19 protein-coding genes are annotated in these 19,935 nt (G+C 71.7%); 17 read left to right on the top strand and 2 right to left on the bottom strand.

What is annotated here, in order from left to right:
• Nucleotides 1-13: 13 nt before the first annotated feature.
• Entirely contained in the window at nt 14-496 is a 483-nt protein-coding gene (locus ACUYMY_RS05415; protein ID WP_481702599.1) for a succinate dehydrogenase hydrophobic membrane anchor subunit, read from the bottom strand.
• 1 nt (nt 497) lies between these two features.
• Complete coding sequence (gene sdhC, locus ACUYMY_RS05420) at nt 498-878, bottom strand: succinate dehydrogenase, cytochrome b556 subunit (RefSeq protein WP_481702600.1); 381 nt, start codon at nt 876-878, stop codon at nt 498-500.
• Between the two features lie 261 nt (nt 879-1,139).
• On the opposite strand from sdhC, the gene ACUYMY_RS05425 reads away from it, so the two are divergent.
• The 17 genes from ACUYMY_RS05425 (at nt 1,140) to ACUYMY_RS05505 (ending at nt 19,926) form a co-directional block, all read left to right on the top strand.
• Nucleotides 1,140-2,312, top strand: coding sequence for a mannose-1-phosphate guanylyltransferase (locus tag ACUYMY_RS05425; protein WP_481702601.1), 1,173 nt, complete (start codon nt 1,140-1,142; stop codon nt 2,310-2,312).
• A 120-nt stretch (nt 2,313-2,432) separates the two neighbouring features.
• A complete protein-coding gene (locus tag ACUYMY_RS05430; RefSeq protein WP_481702602.1) occupies nt 2,433-3,635 on the top strand; it encodes an amidohydrolase in 1,203 nt (400 codons plus the stop codon).
• 185 nt (nt 3,636-3,820) lie between these two features.
• Entirely contained in the window at nt 3,821-4,924 is a 1,104-nt protein-coding gene (locus tag ACUYMY_RS05435; RefSeq protein WP_481702603.1) for a BMP family lipoprotein, read from the top strand.
• Nucleotides 4,925-5,059: 135 nt separating this feature from the next.
• Nucleotides 5,060-6,676, top strand: coding sequence for an ABC transporter ATP-binding protein (locus ACUYMY_RS05440; RefSeq protein ID WP_481702604.1), 1,617 nt, complete (start codon nt 5,060-5,062; stop codon nt 6,674-6,676).
• A gap of 29 nt (nt 6,677-6,705) precedes the next feature.
• Nucleotides 6,706-7,959 carry an ABC transporter permease gene (locus ACUYMY_RS05445; protein WP_481704965.1) on the top strand — a complete coding sequence of 418 codons (1,254 nt, stop codon included), beginning with the start codon at nt 6,706-6,708 and terminating at the stop codon, nt 7,957-7,959.
• Nucleotides 7,956-9,245, top strand: a complete 1,290-nt coding sequence (locus ACUYMY_RS05450) for an ABC transporter permease (RefSeq protein ID WP_481702605.1) — start codon at nt 7,956-7,958, stop codon at nt 9,243-9,245. The genes ACUYMY_RS05445 and ACUYMY_RS05450 overlap by 4 nt, the downstream gene beginning before the upstream one ends.
• Entirely contained in the window at nt 9,232-9,711 is a 480-nt protein-coding gene (locus ACUYMY_RS05455; RefSeq protein ID WP_481702606.1) for a cytidine deaminase, read from the top strand. The genes ACUYMY_RS05450 and ACUYMY_RS05455 overlap by 14 nt, the downstream gene beginning before the upstream one ends.
• Nucleotides 9,708-11,063, top strand: a complete 1,356-nt coding sequence (locus ACUYMY_RS05460; RefSeq protein WP_481702607.1) for a thymidine phosphorylase — start codon at nt 9,708-9,710, stop codon at nt 11,061-11,063. The genes ACUYMY_RS05455 and ACUYMY_RS05460 overlap by 4 nt, the downstream gene beginning before the upstream one ends.
• Nucleotides 11,064-11,177: 114 nt before the next feature.
• Nucleotides 11,178-11,855, top strand: a complete 678-nt coding sequence (locus tag ACUYMY_RS05465; RefSeq protein WP_481702608.1) for a DedA family protein — start codon at nt 11,178-11,180, stop codon at nt 11,853-11,855.
• 66 nt (nt 11,856-11,921) lie between these two features.
• Nucleotides 11,922-12,656, top strand: coding sequence for a DedA family protein (locus ACUYMY_RS05470; protein WP_481704966.1), 735 nt, complete (start codon nt 11,922-11,924; stop codon nt 12,654-12,656).
• Nucleotides 12,657-12,665: 9 nt separating this feature from the next.
• A complete protein-coding gene (locus ACUYMY_RS05475) occupies nt 12,666-13,808 on the top strand; it encodes an adenosine deaminase (protein ID WP_481702609.1) in 1,143 nt (380 codons plus the stop codon).
• A 43-nt stretch (nt 13,809-13,851) separates the two neighbouring features.
• The gene (locus tag ACUYMY_RS05480) at nt 13,852-14,574 is read left to right on the top strand and encodes a MazG nucleotide pyrophosphohydrolase domain-containing protein (protein ID WP_481702610.1); all 723 of its coding nucleotides are present in this window, start codon (nt 13,852-13,854) and stop codon (nt 14,572-14,574) included.
• A 148-nt stretch (nt 14,575-14,722) separates the two neighbouring features.
• A complete protein-coding gene (gene eno, locus ACUYMY_RS05485) occupies nt 14,723-16,003 on the top strand; it encodes a phosphopyruvate hydratase (protein ID WP_481702611.1) in 1,281 nt (426 codons plus the stop codon).
• 117 nt (nt 16,004-16,120) lie between these two features.
• The gene (locus tag ACUYMY_RS05490) at nt 16,121-16,786 is read left to right on the top strand and encodes an FtsB family cell division protein (RefSeq protein WP_481702612.1); all 666 of its coding nucleotides are present in this window, start codon (nt 16,121-16,123) and stop codon (nt 16,784-16,786) included.
• Between the two features lie 73 nt (nt 16,787-16,859).
• Nucleotides 16,860-17,579 carry a DUF501 domain-containing protein gene (locus ACUYMY_RS05495; RefSeq protein WP_481702613.1) on the top strand — a complete coding sequence of 240 codons (720 nt, stop codon included), beginning with the start codon at nt 16,860-16,862 and terminating at the stop codon, nt 17,577-17,579.
• Nucleotides 17,576-18,562: a Ppx/GppA phosphatase family protein gene (locus tag ACUYMY_RS05500; RefSeq protein WP_481702614.1), complete on the top strand. Its 987-nt coding sequence runs from the start codon at nt 17,576-17,578 to the stop codon at nt 18,560-18,562. Before ACUYMY_RS05495 ends, ACUYMY_RS05500 begins: the two co-directional genes overlap by 4 nt.
• Entirely contained in the window at nt 18,559-19,926 is a 1,368-nt protein-coding gene (locus ACUYMY_RS05505; protein ID WP_481702615.1) for a S8 family serine peptidase, read from the top strand. The genes ACUYMY_RS05500 and ACUYMY_RS05505 overlap by 4 nt, the downstream gene beginning before the upstream one ends.
• The last annotated feature ends 9 nt before the right edge of the window (nt 19,927-19,935 follow it).

Raw genomic sequence — 19,935 nt, forward strand, 5'->3', positions numbered from 1 at the left:
TCGTCGGGGCGCGCTACGGCGCGGGGCAGTAGTCGGCAACATGGCGGACGCCGTCGATCACCGGGCACGGGTCGAACGTGAAGATCACGAGCGTGCCGAGGATGATGATCAGCGTCGTGGCGGCGAACAGGACCACCTTGAGCCAGAACCGGACGCTGTCGCGCTCGGCGTAGTCGTTGATGATCGTGCGGACGCCGTTGGTGCCGTGGAGCATCGCGAGCCAGAGCATCGCGAGGTCCCAGAACTGCCAGAACGGGTCGGCCCACTTGCCGGCGACGAAGCCGAAGTCGATCGCGTGGATGCCCTCGCCGACGAGGAGGTTCACGAAGAGGTGGCCGAAGATGAGGACCACGAGGACGATCCCGGAGAGGCGCATGAACAGCCACCAGATCATCTCTGTCTGGCCCTTGGGCCCGCCCGAACGGCGGTACTGCGGTGCGATGCGGCCCGTCTGCGACGTGCTGCGCGGGGCGCGGATCTCAGGTGCAGTGCTCATCTCAGTGGCCTCCCAGCGCAAGCGACAGATGGCGGATCGCGAACCCGGCGAAGGCCACGAGCCAGATCACGAGCACGGCCCACAGCAGCTGGCGCTGGTACTTGGGGCCGTTCTTCCAGAAGTCGACCAGGATCACGCGCAGGCCGTTGAAGGCGTGGAAGAGGATGGCGGCGACGAGACCTGTCTCGCCGAGGGCCATGAGCGGGTTCTTGTAGGCGCCGATGACGGCGGTGTACGCCTCGGGGGACACACGCACCAATGAGGTGTCCAGGACGTGGACCAACAAGAAGAAGAAGATGACGACGCCGGTGACCCGGTGTCCGACCCAGGACCACATGCCTTCACGGCCGCGGTACAGGGTGCCAGCTGGTTTTGTCGGCACTGAATAAACCTCCCTGCGGGCACCGGCGCCCGCATGGGGCCCATGCGGAGGGGGCAGCCGGTGCAGAGTGGCCCTTCCATGCACCAAGGACATGAAGAGGCACATTCGCTCTTGAGCAACAGCCTAAATCTAGGCTTCGCTCAGAGCTTACCGAATCCGCCCTTAAAGGCAGTTGACAGGGCGTGGGAATTATCACGTTCCGCCCTCTTGCGCGCACGCCGCGGGCGTGAATACGCAGGCTGCTCGGTTACAGTGGGGGCGATGAGCACACAATCCTTCCCGGCTGTCCCGGCCGAGCCTGCCCCGACGCGCGCCCCCCTCGACCGCTTCGTCGCAGTGATCCCTGCGGGCGGCGTCGGGACCCGGCTGTGGCCGCTCTCCCGTGCGGCTGCGCCGAAGTTCCTGCACGATCTCACCGGCTCGGGCAGCACGCTCATCCGCGCCACGTACGACCGGCTCAAGCCGCTCGCCGACGGCCGCTTCCTCGTCGTCACCGGCCGTGCGCACGAGCCTGCCGTGTGCCGGCAGATCCCCGAGCTCCACCCGGACGACCTCGTGCTCGAGAGCGAGCCCAAGGACTCGGCCGCCGCCATCGGCCTCGCCGCCGCGATCCTGCACCGCCGCAGCCCGGACACGATCATGGGCTCCTTCGCCGCGGACCAGGTCATCAGCCCCAACGAGGTGTTCCAGGCCGCCGTGCGCGAGGCCGTCTACACCGCCGCCGATGGCGGTCGCGGGAATCGGGGGAAGATCGTCACGATCGGCATCGAGCCGACCCACCCCTCGACCGGCTTCGGGTACATCCGCGGGGGAGCCCCGCTCGACGTCCCCGGAGCCCCGAGCGCCCGCGCCGTCGCCGAGTTCGTCGAGAAGCCGAACCTCGAGGTCGCCGAGAAGTACCTCGGGTCGGGCGAGTACCTCTGGAACGCGGGCATGTTCGTGGCCCCCGTCGCGCTCATGCTCGAGCACCTTGAGGCCAACCAGCCCGAGCTGCACGCGGGTCTGACCGAGATCGCCGCCGCATGGGACACCCCGGAGCGGGACGCCGTGACCGCGAGGGTCTGGCCGTCGCTGCCGAAGATCGCGATCGACTACGCCGTCGCCGAGCCCGCCGCGGCGGCCGGGGACGTCGCCGTCGTGCCCGGCGCCTTCCGCTGGGACGACGTCGGCGACTTCGCCGCGATCGGCCGGCTCAACAGCGCGCGCGAGGACAACAACGTCACGGTGCTCGGCGAGGGGGCGCGCGTCTTCGCCGACTCGGCCTCCGGCGTCGTCGTCTCCGACACGAAGCGCGTCATCGCGCTCATCGGCATCGAGGACGTCGTCATCGTGGACACGCCCGACGCGCTGCTCGTGACCACGAAGGAGCACGCCCAGAAGGTCAAGCGCACCGTCGACGCGCTCAAGGCCAGCGGCGACACCGACGTCCTGTGATCCCGTCACAGGACGCCTCCACTGACTCTGTCCGGTGAGGCCGTCCTGTGACACCGTACTGTGACCTCGTCGGGGGGCCGCCGCGCAGGACGCACGCTCCGGTGACGCTAGAGTGAACGCGTGCGGAACTATACGACGGAAGCCGAACCCACACCGGTTGTGGGCCCCAGGCTCGAGGCCTTTCTCCCAGAGCTGATCGACTTCCGGCGGGACCTCCACGCACATCCCGAGCTCTCGTTCCAGGAATTCAGGACCACCGACAGGATCATGGCCCGGCTCGAGAAGGCCGGCCTCTCCCCGGAGCGGCTCGAGGGAACCGGCGTCGTCGTCGACATCGGCGCGGGCCCCATCGCGACGGCCGTGCGCGGCGACATCGACGCCCTCCCGATCATCGAGGAGTCCGGCCTGCCGTACTCCTCGCGGAACCACGGCGTCACCCACGCCTGCGGCCACGACGTGCACACGACGGCGGCGCTCGGCGTCGCGCTCCTGCTCGCCGAGATGGACCGCGAGCGTCCCCTGGGCGCGACCGTGCGCGTGATCTTCCAGCCTGCCGAGGAGACCATGCCCGGCGGGGCTCTCACGTGCATCGACCAGGGCGTGCTCTCGGGCGTCCCGCGGATCATGGCGCTGCACTGCGACCCGCGGATCGAGGTCGGGAAGATCGGCACGCGCATCGGGCCCATCACCTCGGCCTCGGACACGATCCGGATCGAGCTCACGGGCCGTGGCGGGCACACCTCCCGCCCGCACCTGACCGAGGACCTCGTCTTCGCGCTCTCGCAGATCGCGATCAACGTCCCCGCCGTCCTGTCCCGCCGCGTCGACGTCCGCAGCGGCGTGTCCATGGTGTGGGGCCAGATCTCCGCGGGCTCGGCGCCCAACGCCATCCCCGCGTCCGGGTCCATGTCCGGGACCATGCGCTGCCTCGATCGCGAGGCCTGGCACAGCGCGGGTGAGCTCCTCGACGAGGTCGTTCAGCAGGTCGCGGCGCCCTACGGCGTCGACGTGAGCCTCTCGCACACGCGGGGCGTCCCGCCGGTCGTGAACTCCGAGCACGAGACGGCGCTCATCGAGGCGGCGGCACGGGCCGAGCTGGGGGAGGACGCCGTTGTGCTCACACCCCAGTCGATGGGCGGCGAGGACTTCGCCTGGTTCCTCGCCGAAGTGCCAGGCTCGATGTTCCGCCTCGGCACGCACACGCCGGGCGGGGAGGAGTACGACCTGCACCGCGGGGACCTCGTCGTCGACGAGCGCGCGATCGGCTGTGGGGTCCAGGTCCTCGCCGCCGCAGCGCTGCGCAGCGTCCGCGACCTCCTGTAGCCGTCTATGCCGGACAGGCCCGGTGCCGCCTCTACCGCGAGGTAACACATCGACAACGATCCGGATGCGGCTGGGCCAAGCCGTGTGAAGGAGTTGTTTGACGAGTAGTGTGTGAGGTGTACCACGCGTCCGCGGCGGCCTCTCCCGCTTCCCGGCACGCTGCGCCTGTGCATCTGGAGGAACCGATGATCACCAAACGCCCCCGCTTCACGAAGAGGGCGGCCGCCGGCGCCGCGCTGGCAGGCGCCGCAGCCCTCGTCCTCTCCGCCTGCGGCGCTCCGCCAGAGACCTCCGGGCCGACAGCGAGCGCCCCGGACTTCACCGGCTGCATCGTCTCCGACTCGGGCGGCTTCGACGACCAGTCGTTCAACCAGTCCTCCTACGATGGGCTCAAGAAGACCGAGGCCGACCTGGGCATCAAGGTCAAGCAGGCGGAGTCCAAGAGCAACAACGACTACGCGACCAATCTCAACGGCATGGTCTCGGCCGGCTGCAACCTCACCTTCACGGTCGGCTACCTCCTCGGCGACGCGACGAAGGCCGCGGCTGAGGCCAATCCGGACAAGCACTTCGCGATCATCGACTTCGCGTACGCCCAGCCAATCACCAACATCAAGCCGGTTGTCTACGACACGGCGCAGGCGGCCTACCTCGCCGGCTACGCCGCGGCGGCGACCACCAAGACCGGGATCGTGGGCACGTTCGGCGGCATGAAGATCCCGACCGTCACGATCTTCATGGACGGCTTCGCCGACGGCGTGGCCGCGTACAACAAGGCCAAAGGCAAGGACGTCAAGCTCCTCGGCTGGGACAAGGCGGCCCAGGACGGCACATTCACGGGCGACTTCGAGAAGCAGGACAAGGGCAAGCAGTTCACCCAGAACCTGCTCGACCAGGGCGCAGACGTGATCATGCCCGTCGCCGGGCCGGTCGGCAAGGGCACGGGCGCGGCGCTCAAGGAGGCCAAGGCCGCGGGCAAGGACGTCGCCCTCATCTGGGTCGACTCCGACGGCTACCTCACGGCCCCCGACTACAAGGACCTCATGCTCACGTCTGTCATGAAGAAGATGGGCGAGGCCGTCGAGGCGGTCGTGAAGGACGACGTGGAGGGCCGGTTCAGCAACGACCCCTACGTGGGGACCCTCCAGAACGACGGCGTGGCGCTCGCCCCGTTCCACGACTTCGACTCGAAGGTCAGCGCCGAGACCAAGGCCGAGCTCGAGCAGCTCAAGAAGGACATCATCGACGGCAAGGTGACCGTCACGTCCCAGGCCAGCCCCAAGAAGTAGTCGTCGGCGGCCACCGCTCACTGCAGGCGCCGCCAGCACCGCGCGCCGGTGCTGGCGGCGCCTGTGCGTCCGCTCTAGGCTGAGCCTGCCGACGCCCGCGGACGGCGAGTGGCCCACAAGGAGAACGGTGGTGTCGTGAAGCTCGAACTCCAGGGGATCTCGAAGGCCTTCGGATCCTTCTACGCCAACCAGGACATCGACCTGACCGTCGAGGAGGGGCAGATCCACTGCCTCCTCGGGGAGAACGGCGCGGGCAAGTCCACGCTCATGAACGTCCTGTACGGGCTCTACGAGCCGACGTCGGGGCGCATCCTCGTCGACGGCCGACCCGTCCGCTTCTCCGGGCCCGGGGACGCGATGGCCGCCGGGATCGGCATGGTCCACCAGCACTTCATGCTCGTGCCCGTCTTCACGGTCGCGGAGAACGTCGCGCTCGGGGCCGAGGCCACCCGCGGCGCCGGCTTCCTCGACCTCGACGTGACGCGGAAGCGGATCCGCGAGATCTCCGCCCGCTACGGCTTCCACGTCAACCCGGACGCCCTCATCGAGGACCTGCCCGTCGGCGTCCAGCAGCGCGTCGAGATCATCAAGGCCCTCGTCCGGGAGGCCAAGGTGCTCATCCTCGACGAGCCGACGGCGGTGCTCACGCCCCAGGAGACCGACGAGCTGCTCGACATCATGCGCCAGCTCAAGGCCTCGGGCACCTCGATCGTCTTCATCTCCCACAAGCTCCGGGAGGTCAAGGCCGTAGCCGACGTCATCACGGTCATCCGCCGAGGACGGGTCGTCGGGGACGCGCCGCCGAGCGCCTCGCCGTCGGAGCTTGCCGCGATGATGGTCGGCCGTCCTGTGAGCCTGTCCCTCGGGAAGGCGCCCGCGGTCCCGGGCGAGACCACCTTCGAGGTCTCGGACCTGACGGTGACCGCCCCGAACGGGACACGGGCCGTGGATGGCCTCAGCTTTGGGATCGCCCGCGGCGAGATCCTCGCCGTCGCGGGCGTCCAGGGCAATGGTCAGACCGAGCTCACCGAGGCCATCCTCGGCCTCCAGCACCACGTGAGCGGGAGCGTCCGGCTCGAGGGGCAGGAGCTCCTGGGTCGCAGCGTCAAGGAGGTCCTGCGGGCCGGCGTCGGCTTCGTCCCCGAGGACCGCACGGTGCACGGGCTCGTGGGCCCGCTGTCCGTCGCGGAGAACCTCGTCCTCGACCTCTACGACCGCGAGCCCTATGCACGCGGGATCGCCATGCGGCCGGCCGAGGTCAGGGCGAACGCGGTGCAGCGGGTCGAGGAGTTCGATATCCGGACGCCCACTGCCGAGGCTGCCGCCGGGACCCTCTCGGGCGGAAACCAGCAGAAGGTCGTCATGGCCCGCGAGCTCTCCCGGCCGCTCAAGCTCTTCATCGCCTCCCAGCCCACGCGTGGTGTCGACGTCGGGTCCGTCGAGTTCCTGCACCGCCGCATCGTTGCCGAGCGCGACCGCGGCACGCCCGTGCTCATCGTCTCGACCGAGCTCGACGAAGTTCTCGAGCTCGCCGACCGCATCGCCGTCCTGTACAAGGGCCGGCTCGTCGGGATCGTGCCCGCCGGCACCCCGCGCGACGTCCTGGGGCTCATGATGGCGGGCATGACACCGCCGAAGGCAGAAACAGACGCAGAAGCAGCAGCAGAACACGCGGCCGAGCCCGCGGCGGCCGACGCCAGGGCAGAGGACCCCGCGAAGCCCACCCGTGACAGCGAAGGAGGGACCCCGTGAGCCAGCTCGACCCGTCGGGCAGCGCGCCCGTGGAGGACAGCCCCGCGACCGCCCAGGCGCCGCCGCCGGTCCCCGTCACGGCGACGACCGCCGCCAAGACCGAGGGCGTCAGCGTGCTGCGCGAGATCGTGGCCGGCAGCGGCCTCGTGTCGCTGCTCGCCGTCGTCGCCGCCCTCGTCCTCGGGGGGCTGCTCATCGCGAGCACCGACGAGCGGGTGGGCCGCACGCTCGGCTATTTCCTGGCCCGGCCGACCGACTTCCTCCAGGCGCTCTGGACGGCCGCCACGAGCTCCTACCTCGCGCTCTTCCAGGGGGCCGTGTTCAACCCCCGGCAGGGCTTCGCGCCCCTCCTCGAGACCCTCACGGTCGCGACCCCGCTCATCTGCGCGGGCCTCGGCGTCGCCCTCGCCTTCCGGGCAGGGCTCTTCAACATCGGCGCCCAGGGGCAGATCATCATCGGCGGCACGCTCGCGGCCTATGCGGGCTTCGCATGGCACCTTCCCTTCGGCCTGCACCTCCTGCTCGTCCTAGCCCTCGGCGTCGTGGGTGGCGCCGTGTGGGGCGGGCTCGTGGGCTACCTCAAGGCACGCACGGGAGCCCATGAGGTCATTCTCACGATCATGTTCAACTACGTGGCGCTGTACCTCGTGGACTTCCTGCTCAACACGCCCGCCTTCCAGCGCCCAGGCGAGACGAACCCTATTTCCCCGCGACTGGATGACACAGCTGTGTTCCCCGCGCTGCCCGGCTCGCGCCTCCACCTGGGCTTCCTCGTCGCGATCGCCCTCACCGTCGCCGTCTGGTGGATCCTGTCCCGCTCGACGGTGGGCTTCGAGTTCCGCGCCGTCGGCGCCAACCCATCCGCCGCCCGCACCGCCGGGGTCGACGTCGGCCGCTCGACGGTGCTCGTCATGGCCCTCGCCGGCGCCCTGGCCGGCGCGGCCGGCGTCGCGCAGGTCGCGGGCACCGAGAAGGTCCTCACGACGGGCGTCGCCGCGAGCTACGGCTTCGACGCGATCACGGTCGCGCTCCTCGGCCGCTCGAGCCCGTGGGGCACCTTTGCTGCCGGCCTCCTCTTCGGGGCGTTCAGGGCCGGTGCCGTCCAGATGCAGATCCAGACCGGCACGCCGATCGACATCGTGCTCGTCGTCCAGTCCCTCATCGTCCTGTTCATCGCAGCCCCGCCCCTCGTCCGCTCGCTCTTCGGGCTCGGGCGCGGGGCCAGGCGGCGCGCCAAGCGTGCCGCGGGCTCGCAGGCCACGACCGCCGGAGGTGCCGCATGAGCCTCGCAGCCGCCCCTGCCGTCAGCGCCCCCGCAGCGGCGCCGGGCGCTCCCGTGGGCTGGAAGGTCCCGGCCACGCTGGCGGTGCTCGGCGTCGTCGGCCTGGTCGTGTTCGGCTTCCTCGGCTCGCCGCAGACCGCCGAGTTCGGCATCAGCGCGAGTGGGGACGCCTTCGCCCTCCCTGCCCTGCGGGTCCCGGGCATGGCGACCTCGATCGTGCTGGGCGTGCTCATGGCGGGCCTGGCCGCCTGGTCCGTGTGGCTCAAGCTCCAGGGCCGCCGGACGCCGGGCTGGGTCGGCCCGGTGTTCGCCGTGATGTTCGTCTTCTCGTTCCTCGTCTGGGTCGTGGCCAGCGCGCGGACGCCCTCGATCTCCCTCGCCGGCCTCATCGCGGGTGCCGTCACGCTGGCCGTGCCGCTCGTGTTCGGGTCGCTCTCCGGCGTGCTCTGCGAGCGCTCCGGCGTCGTGAACATCGCGATCGAGGGCCAGCTCCTCGGCGGCGCGTTCACCGCGGCGATCGTCGCGTCCGTCACGCGCAGCCCGGCCCTGGGCCTCGTAGCCGCGGCGCTCGCCGGCGCCCTCGTGTCGATGGTCCTCGCCGTCTTCTCGATCCGGTACCTCGTGAACCAGATCATCGTCGGCGTCGTGCTCAACGTCCTGGTCTCGGGGCTCACGGGCTTCCTGTTCACGACCGTCATGCAGGAGGACCCGGAGCTGTTCAACAGCCCGGGCCGTCTGCCGATCATCGAGATCCCGGTGCTGAGCGCCATCCCGATCCTGGGGCCGATCCTGTTCAGGCAGTCGGTCGTGGGCTACCTCATGTACATCGCCGTCGCGGCGGTCTGGGTGGGACTGTTCAAGACCCGCTGGGGTCTGCGGATGCGCGCGGTCGGCGAGCACCCCAAGGCCGCCGACACGCTCGGCATCAGGGTCAACGCGACGCGCTTCTGGAACGTCACCCTCGGCGGCGCGATCGCCGGCATCGGCGGCTCGTTCTTCACGCTAGTGGCCATCGACAGCTTCACCAAGGAGATCTCCGGCGGGCGCGGGTTCATCGCCCTCGCGGCGCTCATCTTCGGCCGCTGGAACCCGATCGGCGCGTTCTTCGCCGCGCTCCTGTTCGGCTTCGCGGACAACCTCCAGGCCATCCTGACCATCATCGGCACCCCGGTCCCGAGCCAGTTCATGGCCATGATGCCGTACCTCGTCACGGTCTTCGCCGTCGCGGGGCTCGTGGGCCGCTCGAGGCCGCCGGCCGCGGAGGGCATACCGTATGTCAAGGGCTGACGCGGACTTCCCCGACGCCGTGGAGCCAGCCGCTGCCGGCCCCGACGCCGCCGGCCCCCACGCCGTCGACTGGGACGGGCTCGTCGCCGCCGCGACCGAGGCGATGCGGCGGGCCTACGCGCCCTACTCGCGCTTCCCCGTCGGCGCCGCAGCGCTCGTCGACGACGGCCGGATCGTGTCCGGGTGCAACGTCGAGAACGCCTCGTACGGCCTCACGCTGTGCGCGGAATGCTCGCTCGTGAGCGCCCTGGCCATGGGCGGCGGGGGGCGGATCGTCGCGTTCGCGTGCGTCGACGCCGCGGGGGAGATCCTCATGCCCTGCGGGCGGTGCCGCCAGCTCCTCTACGAGTTCCGCGCCCCCGGCATGCGCCTGCTCACGACGCGCGGGGTGCGCAGCATGGACGAGGTGCTCCCCGACGCCTTCGGCCCCGAGAACCTGGACCCCGACCGGAAGGATCCCCAGTGACCGCGAGCAGCGCCGAGACCGCGAGCAGCCAGGGCAGCCAGGGCAGCGCCGGCGAGCCCTTCGACGCCGTCGACATCATCCGCGCCAAGCGCGACCGCCGCGAGCTCGCCGACGCCCAGATCGACTGGGTGATCGATGCCTACACGCGCGGCGCCGTCGCCGACGAGCAGATGTCCGCGCTCGCCATGGCGATCCTCCTCAACGGCATGAGCCACCGCGAGACGGCGCGCTGGACGGCGGCGATGATCGCCTCGGGCGAGCGGCTCGACTTCTCGTCGCTGCGCGCCCCCGGCGGGGGCAGGAGGGCGACGGCGGACAAGCACTCCACCGGTGGCGTGGGGGACAAGATCACGCTCCCGCTCGCCCCGCTCGTGGCCGCCTTCGGCGTGGCCGTCCCCCAGCTCTCGGGCCGCGGCCTGGGCCACACGGGCGGGACGCTCGACAAGCTGGAGTCCATCCCGGGCTGGCGCGCGCGGCTCGGCAACGACGAGATGATGTCCCAGCTCGAGGGCGTCGGCGCCGTCATCTGCGCCGCGGGGGCCGGGCTCGCCCCGGCGGACCGCAAGCTCTACGCGCTCCGGGACGTGACCGGCACGGTCGAGGCGATCCCGCTCATCGCCTCGTCGATCATGAGCAAGAAGATCGCCGAGGGCACGGGCGCCCTCGTCCTCGACGTCAAGGTCGGCTCCGGGGCGTTCATGAAGGACGAGGCGCAGGCGCGGGAGCTCGCCCAGACGATGGTGGCGCTCGGGCAGGAGGCCGGCGTCTCCACCGTCGCGCTCCTGACCGACATGGACACGCCCCTGGGGCTCACGGCGGGCAACGCGATCGAGGTCGAGGAGTCGCTCGAGGTGCTGGCCGGGGGCGGGCCCGAGGACGTCGTCGAACTCACCGTGCGCCTCGCCGAGGAGATGCTCGCGGCGGCGGGCGTCCGCGACGCCGACCCTGCCCGCGCCCTCCAGGACGGGCGCGCGATGGACGTCTGGCGCAGGATGATCGCCGCGCAGGGCGGCGACCCGGACGCGCCCCTGCCGCAGGCCAAGGAGAGCGAGACCATCTACGCTCCGGCCGACGGCGTCCTCGTGGGCCTCGACGCGCTCGCCGTGGGGGTCGCGGCCTGGCGGCTCGGCGCCGGGCGCGCGCGCAAGGAGGACGCCGTCCAGGCGGGGGCCGGGGTGCGGCTGCACGCCAAGCCCGGGGCGGCCGTGCGGGCCGGCGAGCCGCTCATGACGCTCCTGACCGACACCCCCGAGCGGTTCGCCCGGGCCAAGGAGGCCCTCGAGGACGCGGTCACGATCGCGCCCGCGGGGTCCAGGCCCGCGCGCCGACTCATCCTCGACCGGATCGCCTGAGGCGACACCGCAGAGGGACGTGGGGGACGTCCCTGAACCGCCCCTGAGAGCGCCCTGAATCCCCCGTACCGCGGGGACCGTGGGACCGGTTACCCGTGGGACACTGCAGGGGTGATGGAGCAGATCAACGAGGCGATCCTGGCGGCGGCCGGGCAGGGGTGGGTGCCGATCGTCCTCTTGGCGTTCTGCACCATCGACGGCTTCTTCCCGCCAGTGCCGAGCGAGTCCCTCGTCGTCGGGCTCTCCGCGGTTTCGGCCTCGGCCGGTGTGCCCAACGCGTGGATCCTGTTCTGCGCCGCCGCGGCCGGGGCCTTCGTGGGGGACAACCTCGCGTACGCGATCGGACGCGCGGTCGGCACGCACCGCTGGCGGTGGATGCGCTCGCTGCGCATGCAGGCCGCGTTCCGTTGGGCCGGGCGCGAGCTGCGCAAGCGCGCGGCGTCCCTCATCATGGTCGCCCGCTTCATCCCCGTGGGCCGCGTCGCTGTCAACTTCACCGCCGGGGCCACGCGCTTTCCGCGCAGCCGTTTCATGCCCCTCACGGCCCTCTCCGCGGTGCTCTGGGCGGGCTACTCGGTGCTCATCGGCCTGTTCTTCGGGCAGTGGTTCGAGGACAACCACCTGCTCGGCGCATCGATCGCGATCCTGTGCGCCATCACCCTCGGGATCGTGATCGACATCGTCATCTCGCGCGTGCGCGGCAAGCTCCCCATCGAGGAGGAAGAGGAGGAGGAGCCGGAGGCCGCCGCACCCGCCGAGACACGCCGGCCGACGGATCCTCCGCAAGGCTGATGACGTGCGCAAACACGCCATGCGACACTGAATCAAGTCACATTCGTCAAGGAGCGCCCCGGCATGCTGGACAGCATCAATGAAGTGATCCTCCATGCCGCCGGGCAGTGGTGGATTTATCCCATCCTGCTGGTCTTCTTCTTCGTCGACGGTTTCGCCATGGTGGCCCCGAGCGAGACCCTCATCGTCGCCCTCGCCGCGTACTGGCGCCACAGCGGAGAGCCGAACCTGTGGATCCTGGGCACGACGGCGCTCGTCGGCGCGATCGCGGGGGACAACATGGCGTACCTCCTCGGCCGCAAGATCGGCACTGATCGATGGAAATGGATGCGCCGGCGCAAAGTGCAGAAGGTCTTCGCGTGGGCCCGGCACGAGCTCGACAAGCGCGGCGCCGTCCTGATCTTCACGGCACGCTACGTCCCGTGGGGCCGCGTGGCCGTGAACTACGTCGCAGGCACCACGCGCTTCCGCCACCGCACCTTCTTCTGGCTCGACGCGTTCGCGTGCCTCACGTGGGTCGGCTACTCCATCGGCGTCGGCCTGCTCGCGAGCTCGTTCCCGTGGCTGCACGACAACCCGCTCATGGGCGTGCTCGTGGCCGTCGTGTTCGCCGTCGTCCTCGGAGTGGTCCTGGACCACGCGATCACCCTGTTCCACCGCTGGCGCGACACCGTCGACGCCCGCAAGGCGGCCGCGGAGGCCACGGCGGAGCACGAGCGCGAGCAGGCGGCCCACCCCGGCCCCGCCCCGGACGACTACGCCCCGCGCGTGCATGAGCCGTCCCGCTTCACCGGTGACTAGAGTTGGAGCGTGACTGAGCCGAACATCCACGCCGCGCCGGACCTGACCTTCGACCTGCGGAGCCTGCCCAAGGTCTCCCTCCACGACCACCTCGACGGCGGCCTGCGCCCCGCGACGATCATCGAGCTCGCCGCCGAGATCGGGCACACGCTGCCGTCCACCGATCCGGTGGCCCTCGGAGAGTGGTTCCGCGAGGCGGCCGACTCGGGCTCGCTCCCGCGCTACCTCGAGACCTTCGACCACACGGTCGCCGTCATGCAGACCGAGGCCGGGCTGCGCCGCGTGGCCCGGGAGTTCGTCGAGGACCTCGCGGACGACGGCGTCGTGTACGGCGAGGTGCGCTGGGCGCCGGAGCAGCATCTCACCCGCGGGCTCAGCCTCGACGAGGCCGTCGAGGCCGTCCAGGCCGGGCTCGAGGAGGGCATGGCGGCCGTCGAGGAGACCGGCCGCGTCATCGCCGTCGGCCAGCTCATCACCGCGATGCGGCACGCCGACCGCGGCCAGGAGATCGCCGAGCTCGCCGTCCGCCACCGCGAGCGAGGCGCCGTCGGCTTCGACATCGCCGGCGCCGAGGACGGCTTCCCGCCCTCGCGCTTCACCGAGGCCTTCACCTACCTCGCCCAGAACAACTTCCCGGCGACCGTCCACGCGGGTGAGGCGGCCGGGCTCGCGAGCATCCAGTCGGCCCTCGTCGACGGCCGGGCCCTGCGCCTCGGCCACGGCGTCCGGATCGCCGAGGACATCACCGTCCAGTCCACCGACGAGGTCGACGACGACGGCGTGCCCATCCTCGACGTGACCCTCGGCCCCCTCGCGGCGTGGGTCCGGGACCGGGGCATCCCGCTCGAGGTCTGCCCGTCGTCGAACCTCCAGACCGGAGCGATCGAGCAGTGGGGCGAGGACATCCTCGACCACCCGTTCGACATGCTCTTCGAGCTCGGCTTCAACGTCACGGTCAGCCCGGACAACCGGCTCATGAGCGGCACGACCCTCACCGACGAGTTCGAGCTGCTCATCGAGGCCTTCGACTACGACCTCGACGACCTGCTCGAGCTCACGCTCAACGCCGCCGAGGCCGCGTTCCTGCCGCTCGAGGACCGCGAGGACCTCGTCGAGTACATCAACCAGGCCTACGCCAACCTCGCCGAATAGGCAGAGTGCAGGTAGGCAGAACACAGATAGGGCAGGGCCAAGGGTGAGCGCCGCCGTCGACCGTCTCGTGGAGGTCATCCGCCTCCTCCGCGAGCACTGCCTGTGGACGGCGGCGCTCACCCACGCCTCGCTCGTGACCTACCTCATCGAGGAGTCCTACGAGCTCGTCGAGGCGATCGAGGACGGTCATCCCGAGGAGGAGCTCCGCGGCGAACTCGCGGACCTGCTCCTGCAGATCGTCCTGCACGCCGAGATCGCGCGGGAGCGCGGCGCCTTCGACCTGGACGGCGTCGCCGTGGCCCTCACGGACAAGATGGTGCGCCGCAACCGGCACGTCTTCACGCCCGACGGCGGGCTCCAGCCGAGCTTCCCGGCGACGATCGAGGAGATCATCGCCTCGTGGGACGAGGCCAAGCGGCAGGAGAAGGCGGCCAGTGCAGGGGCCGACGGGCCCGACTCGCCCCGGCTCGTCGGGCCGGGGACGCTGGAGGGGCTCCCGCGGCACCTGCCCGCGCTCGCGCTCGCCCAGAAGGCGCTCGGGCGGGCAGAGCGACGCAGGGCCCTCGACGGCGCTCGGGCTCAGGACCCCATCTCGGCGTCGCAGGCCCCCATCTCGGCATCGCAGGACCCCATCTCGGCGGGGTCCGGCGCGGCGTTTGCCACAGAGGAGGAGCTCGGGGAGTTCCTCCTCGACGTCGTCCGGGCGGCCCGCGCGCGGGGGCTCGACGCCGAGCGGGCGCTGCGCGCCGCCGTCGCCCGCCTGTGAGCCGATCCAAGCCCCTGTGCGCGGGCACGGATGCGTCACAAGGTCGCGGGCCGCGCCGCGGGCCGACTAGTCTGGGGACCGACACGGTGGACAACCCTTCAGTCACCGCCGTCCGTCTTGCACGTTCCATTTACCGAGGAGCACATCCATGGCGCTTATCGATGCCATCCACGCCCGCGAGATCCTGGACTCCCGCGGCAACCCGACGGTCGAGGTCGAGGTCCTGCTGAGCGACGGCTCCCTGGGCCGCGCTGCCGTTCCCTCGGGCGCCTCGACGGGCGAGTTCGAGGCCGTGGAGCGCCGCGACGGCGACAAGGGCCGCTACCTCGGCAAGGGCGTCCAGCAGGCCGTGGAGGCCGTGCTCGACCAGATCGCCCCGGCCCTCGAGGGCTTCGACGCGACCGACCAGCGCGCGATCGACCAGGCGATGATCGACCTCGACGGGACCGCCAACAAGTCCAACCTCGGCGCGAACGCGATCCTCGGCGTCTCCCTCGCCGTCGCCAACGCGGCCGCCGACTCGGCCAACCTGCCGCTCTACAAGTACCTCGGCGGCCCGAACGCGCACGTCCTGCCCGTGCCGCTCATGAACATCCTCAACGGCGGCTCGCACGCGGACTCCGACGTCGACATCCAGGAGTTCATGATCGCCCCGATCGGCGCCGAGACCTTCTCCGAGGGCCTCCGCTGGGGCGTCGAGGTCTACCACAACCTCAAGGGCGTCCTGAAGGAGAAGGGCCTCTCCACGGGCCTCGGCGACGAGGGCGGCTTCGCCCCGAACCTGCCGAGCAACCGGGCCGCGCTCGAGCTCATCACCGAGGCGATCCAGAAGGCCGGCTACACCCCAGGCAAGGACATCGCGCTCGCCCTCGACGTCGCCTCCTCCGAGTTCTACAAGGACGGCGCGTACCAGTTCGAGGGCAAGTCCCTCTCCGCCGCCGAGATGAGCGCGTACTACGCGGAGCTCGTCGCGGACTTCCCGCTGGTCTCGATCGAGGATCCGCTCGACGAGAACGACTGGGAGGGCTGGAAGGTCCTCACCGACTCGATCGGCGACAAGGTCCAGCTCGTGGGCGACGACCTCTTCGTGACCAACCCGGAGCGCCTCCAGCAGGGCATCGACGCCAACACGGCCAACTCGCTGCTCGTGAAGGTGAACCAGATCGGCTCGCTCACCGAGACGCTCGACGCCGTGTCCCTCGCCCAGCGCTCGGGCTACACGACGATCACCTCGCACCGCTCCGGCGAGACCGAGGACACGACCATCGCTGACATCTGCGTGGCCACCAACGCCGGCCAGATCAAGACCGGCGCCCCGGCCCGCTCCGAGCGCGTCGCGAAGTACAACCAGCTCCTGCGCATCGAGGAGGAGCTCGACGACGCCGCGCGCTACGCCGGCCGCAGCGCGTTCCCGCGCTTCAAGGGCTGACACTCCCGCTCGACGCTGGGGCGGATGACGCGCCGCGGCGGCTATGGTTGAACGAGACCACTGCCGCCGCGGCGCTTCACTTTCCACCTTTGGCGTCCGCCCGTGACAAGGAGCTGTATGGCCACGCGTCGACCGCAGGTGCCCCGCACGACGGGCACCGCGCGCGCCGCGAAGCGTCCCGAGCCCTCGCCGGCGCCCCCCGCGGACGGGGCCGGCCTGCACGGGCGCCCCTCGGATGGGCGGATTCAAGCCGGCCGCGCCTCCGAGGGCCGGCCCCTGGGCGCACGCCCCTCTGCTGGGCGGACCGAGGCCGCCCGGGCCTCCGCCCGCCGCGCGGCAGCGGCGCCCGCCGCACGTGCCGCGGCCGCCCCGTCGTCCTCCGAGGCGCATGACGCCGCGCCCGTCCCCGCCCGGGCCTTCTCGGGCCGGATGCTCGCCCTCGCGGTGGTCCTTGTCGCCATCACCGTCATGCTGGCCCCGACGGTGCGGGTCTTCCTGAACCAGCGCGCCGAGATCAGCGCCCTCGAGGCGGACATCGCCTCGAAGAGGGCCGAGCAGGAGGACCTGCGCCAGGAGATCTCCCGCTGGGAGGACCCGAACTACGTCAAGCAGCAGGCCCGGGACCGCATTAACATGGTCATGCCCGGCGAGACCTCCTACTGGGTGTTCGGCGATGCCGGCAGCCCGTCCGCGGCGAGCTCCGGAACGTCCACCGGGGGCGATCAGGAGCAGCCCTGGCTCTCCGGCGTCTGGGATTCGCTCCGGCGCGCCGCGACTGACTGACGTCCCCTGACCGGGCGCGGCGGCGCCCTGTGCGGCCCGCCCGCCACCGACCGACAGCAAGGACCTCCCAGAAGTGACCGAGACCCCCACGCCGACCGGCGACGAGCCCACCGCGGACGACCTCGACGTGCTGAGCCGGCAGCTCGGACGGCCCGTGCGCGACGTGGTCGCGATCTCCGCGCGCTGTGTGTGTGGCAACCCGCTCGTGGCCGCGACGGCGCCGCGCCTGTCCAGCGGCACGCCGTTCCCCACCACCTTCTACCTCACGCACCCCGTCGTGACCTCGGCGGTATCGCGGCTCGAGGCGGCGGGCCTCATGAACGAGATGAACGACAGGCTCGTCGAGGACCCTGCGCTCGCCGCCGCCTACCGGGGCGCGCACGAGGCGTACCTCGCGGCGCGTGCCGAGATCGGCCGCCGCGCCGGGACCGGCCCGGTGCCGGAGATCGACGGCGTCTCCGCCGGCGGGATGCCCAGCCGGGTCAAGTGCCTGCACGTGCTCGTCGGCCAGTCGCTCGCGATGGGGGAGGGCGTCAATCCCCTCGGCGACGAGGCGATCGCGGGCATCGCCGAATGGTGGACCCGCGACCGGTGCTACTGCGAGGGCGCGTGGGACACCGTCGGCCCCGCCCCGGACCGGGACCTCTCGCGACACGGGCCGCAGGGCCTGCCGTCGATGACGGGCCGGCCCGCGCCGGTGCGCCGGGCAGCCGAAGAGCCCGCCGAAGGACCAGCCGAGGAACCAGCGCACGAACGAGCGGGGGAGACCCCGGGCCAGGAGGGCACAGCATGAGGGTCGCGGGCATCGACTGCGGGACCAACTCGATCCGGCTCCTCGTCGCGGACACCGTCGCAGACCGCCATGACGGCGCCGTGCAGGACGGCGCCGTGGCGCCGCGGCTCGTCGACGTCCACCGCGAGATGCGCATCGTCCGGCTCGGCCAGGGCGTCGACGCGACCGGCGTCCTGGCGCCCGAGGCGCTCGAGCGCACCTTTGCCGCCACGGAGGACTACGCCGCCGTCATCCGCGGGCTCGGGGCCGAGCGGGTCCGCTTCGTCGCGACGTCGGCCACCCGCGACGCCCGCAACCGCGACGAGTTCACGGCCGGCATCCGCGCCCGCCTCGGGGTGGCCCCAGAGGTGGCCAGCGGCTCCGAGGAGGCCTCCCTCAGCTTCGCCGGCGCCGCGAGCGTCCTGGGCCTCGCGGCCGGGGAGCCCGTGCTCGTCGTCGACCTCGGCGGCGGCAGCACCGAGTTCGTCCTCGGCGACGCCGGCGGCGTGATCTCCGCCCGCTCCGTCGACATCGGCTGCGTGCGGCTCACCGAGCGGCACCTGCGCTCCGACCCGCCCACCGCCGAGCAGATCGCCGCGGCGGAGCACGACGTCGACCGCGGCATCGACGAGGCCCTCGCCGAGGTGCCGCTCGGCCGCGCGACGGCGGTCATCGGCGTCGCCGGCTCGATCACGACCGTCACGGCGCACGCCCTGCGGCTGCCCTCCTACCAGCCCGAGCGGATCCACGGGGCCGAGCTGCGGCTCGCCGACGTGTCCGCGGCGTGCTCGTCGCTCCTGTCGCTTACCCACGACGAGCGGGCGGCCCTGCCGTACATGCACCCCGGGCGGGTCGACGTCATCGGCGCCGGGGCGCTCGTGTGGCGACGCATCCTCGCGCGCCTCGCCGAGCTCACCGACAGCCGCATCGCGACTGCCGTGACGAGCGAGCACGACATCCTCGACGGCATCGCCCTGAGCGCCGCGGCGGGTGCCGGCCAGTGATCCGCCGCGTCCACGCAGCCCTGGCAGCACTGGCAGTTCTCGTCCCGCTCGCTCCGCTGGCCCTCCTCGGGGCCGCCCCCGCGGCGGCGGACAGCATCAGGGACCGCGAATACTGGCTCAAGGAGTACGGGATCGAGAAGGCCTGGGAGGTGTCCAAGGGCGCCGGCGTCAAGGTCGCGGTGATCGACAGCGGCGTCGACGGCGCCCACGCCGACCTGCGCGGCGTCGTCGTCGGCGGGCACGACGCCTCCGGGGCCGGAAGCCCCGACGGCCAGAAGCCCATCGGCTCGCGCACGGAGCACGGGACGCTCGTCGCGTCGATGCTCGCCGGCCGCGGCCACGCGAAGGACGCCAAGGAGGGCGACCCCGCGGGCGGGCCCGACGGCGTCGTCGGCGTCGCCCCCGAGGCCCAGGTCCTCGCGGTCTCGGCATGGCTCGGCTCCCCGAACCCGGCAGGCCTCTCGGACCAGGAGCAGATCCCGGCCGCGGTGCGCTGGGCCGTCGACCAGGGCGCCAAGGTCATCAACATCTCCCTCGGCAGCACCCAGCCGACGTGGCCGCAGAGCTGGGACTCGGCGTTCCTCTACGCCGAGCAGAAGGACGTCGTGATCGTCGCGGCCGCAGGCAACCGCGAGGGCGGCAACGTCCAGGTCGGCGCCCCGGCCACGATCCCGGGCGTGCTGACCGTCGCGGGCCTCGACCGGCAGCGGGTGGCGAGCGTCGACTCGTCGTCCCAGGGCATCAGCATCGGCGTCGCCGCCCCCGCGGAGAACCTCGTCGGCGCCCTGCCCGGCACCGGCTATGCCGAGTGGGCAGGGACGTCCGGCGCCGCGCCGATCGTGGCCGGCGTGGCCGCGCTCATCCGCTCGAAGTGGCCGGACCTGAGCGCCGCGCAGGTCATCCAGCGGATCATCGGCACGGCGAAGGACGCGGGCGTCCCCGGCCACGACCCGCTCTACGGCTCGGGCGTGCTCGACGCCGAGGCGGCACTGACAGCCGACGTCGCCCCGGTCGCCTCGAACCCGCTCGGCTCGATCGCCGACTGGATCCGCGTGCACCGCCGCGGCGCGGCGGCCACGACCGCCCCGCCGGGCGGCGACCAGGCTGCCCCGACGCCGGGTTCCGAGCCGGTCCCGGAGGCGGCCGCTCCCGTGCCGAGCCAGCCGTCCTCGGCGGACAACCCCTGGCCGCCGGTCGTCGTCCTCGGCAGCGCCGCGGTGATCGCCGCGATCGCCCTCGGCGGGACGCTCCACCTGCGCCGCGTCGCCGCCGAGCGGGGGCCCGCGGACGACGCCGCACCGCCCCGGCGGCGGCATCTCGCGCCGTCGGGCGGGGGCCCGCAGGGGGATTCCGACGCGAGCTAGTGAATATTT

This window comes from Sinomonas sp. T428B (genome assembly GCF_056780155.1).

What these genes read in the sequence shown, in the direction of transcription:
- ACUYMY_RS05415 (WP_481702599.1), bottom strand. Translation starts at nt 496, where the DNA reads ATGAGCACTGCACCTGAGATCCGCGCCCCGCGCAGCACGTCGCAGACG.
- ACUYMY_RS05425 (WP_481702601.1), top strand. Translation starts at nt 1,140, where the DNA reads ATGAGCACACAATCCTTCCCGGCTGTCCCGGCCGAGCCTGCCCCGACG.
- ACUYMY_RS05435 (WP_481702603.1), top strand. Translation starts at nt 3,821, where the DNA reads ATGATCACCAAACGCCCCCGCTTCACGAAGAGGGCGGCCGCCGGCGCC.
- ACUYMY_RS05450 (WP_481702605.1), top strand. Translation starts at nt 7,956, where the DNA reads ATGAGCCTCGCAGCCGCCCCTGCCGTCAGCGCCCCCGCAGCGGCGCCG.
- ACUYMY_RS05455 (WP_481702606.1), top strand. Translation starts at nt 9,232, where the DNA reads ATGTCAAGGGCTGACGCGGACTTCCCCGACGCCGTGGAGCCAGCCGCT.
- ACUYMY_RS05465 (WP_481702608.1), top strand. Translation starts at nt 11,178, where the DNA reads ATGGAGCAGATCAACGAGGCGATCCTGGCGGCGGCCGGGCAGGGGTGG.
- eno (WP_481702611.1), top strand. Translation starts at nt 14,723, where the DNA reads ATGGCGCTTATCGATGCCATCCACGCCCGCGAGATCCTGGACTCCCGC.
- ACUYMY_RS05490 (WP_481702612.1), top strand. Translation starts at nt 16,121, where the DNA reads ATGGCCACGCGTCGACCGCAGGTGCCCCGCACGACGGGCACCGCGCGC.
- ACUYMY_RS05500 (WP_481702614.1), top strand. Translation starts at nt 17,576, where the DNA reads ATGAGGGTCGCGGGCATCGACTGCGGGACCAACTCGATCCGGCTCCTC.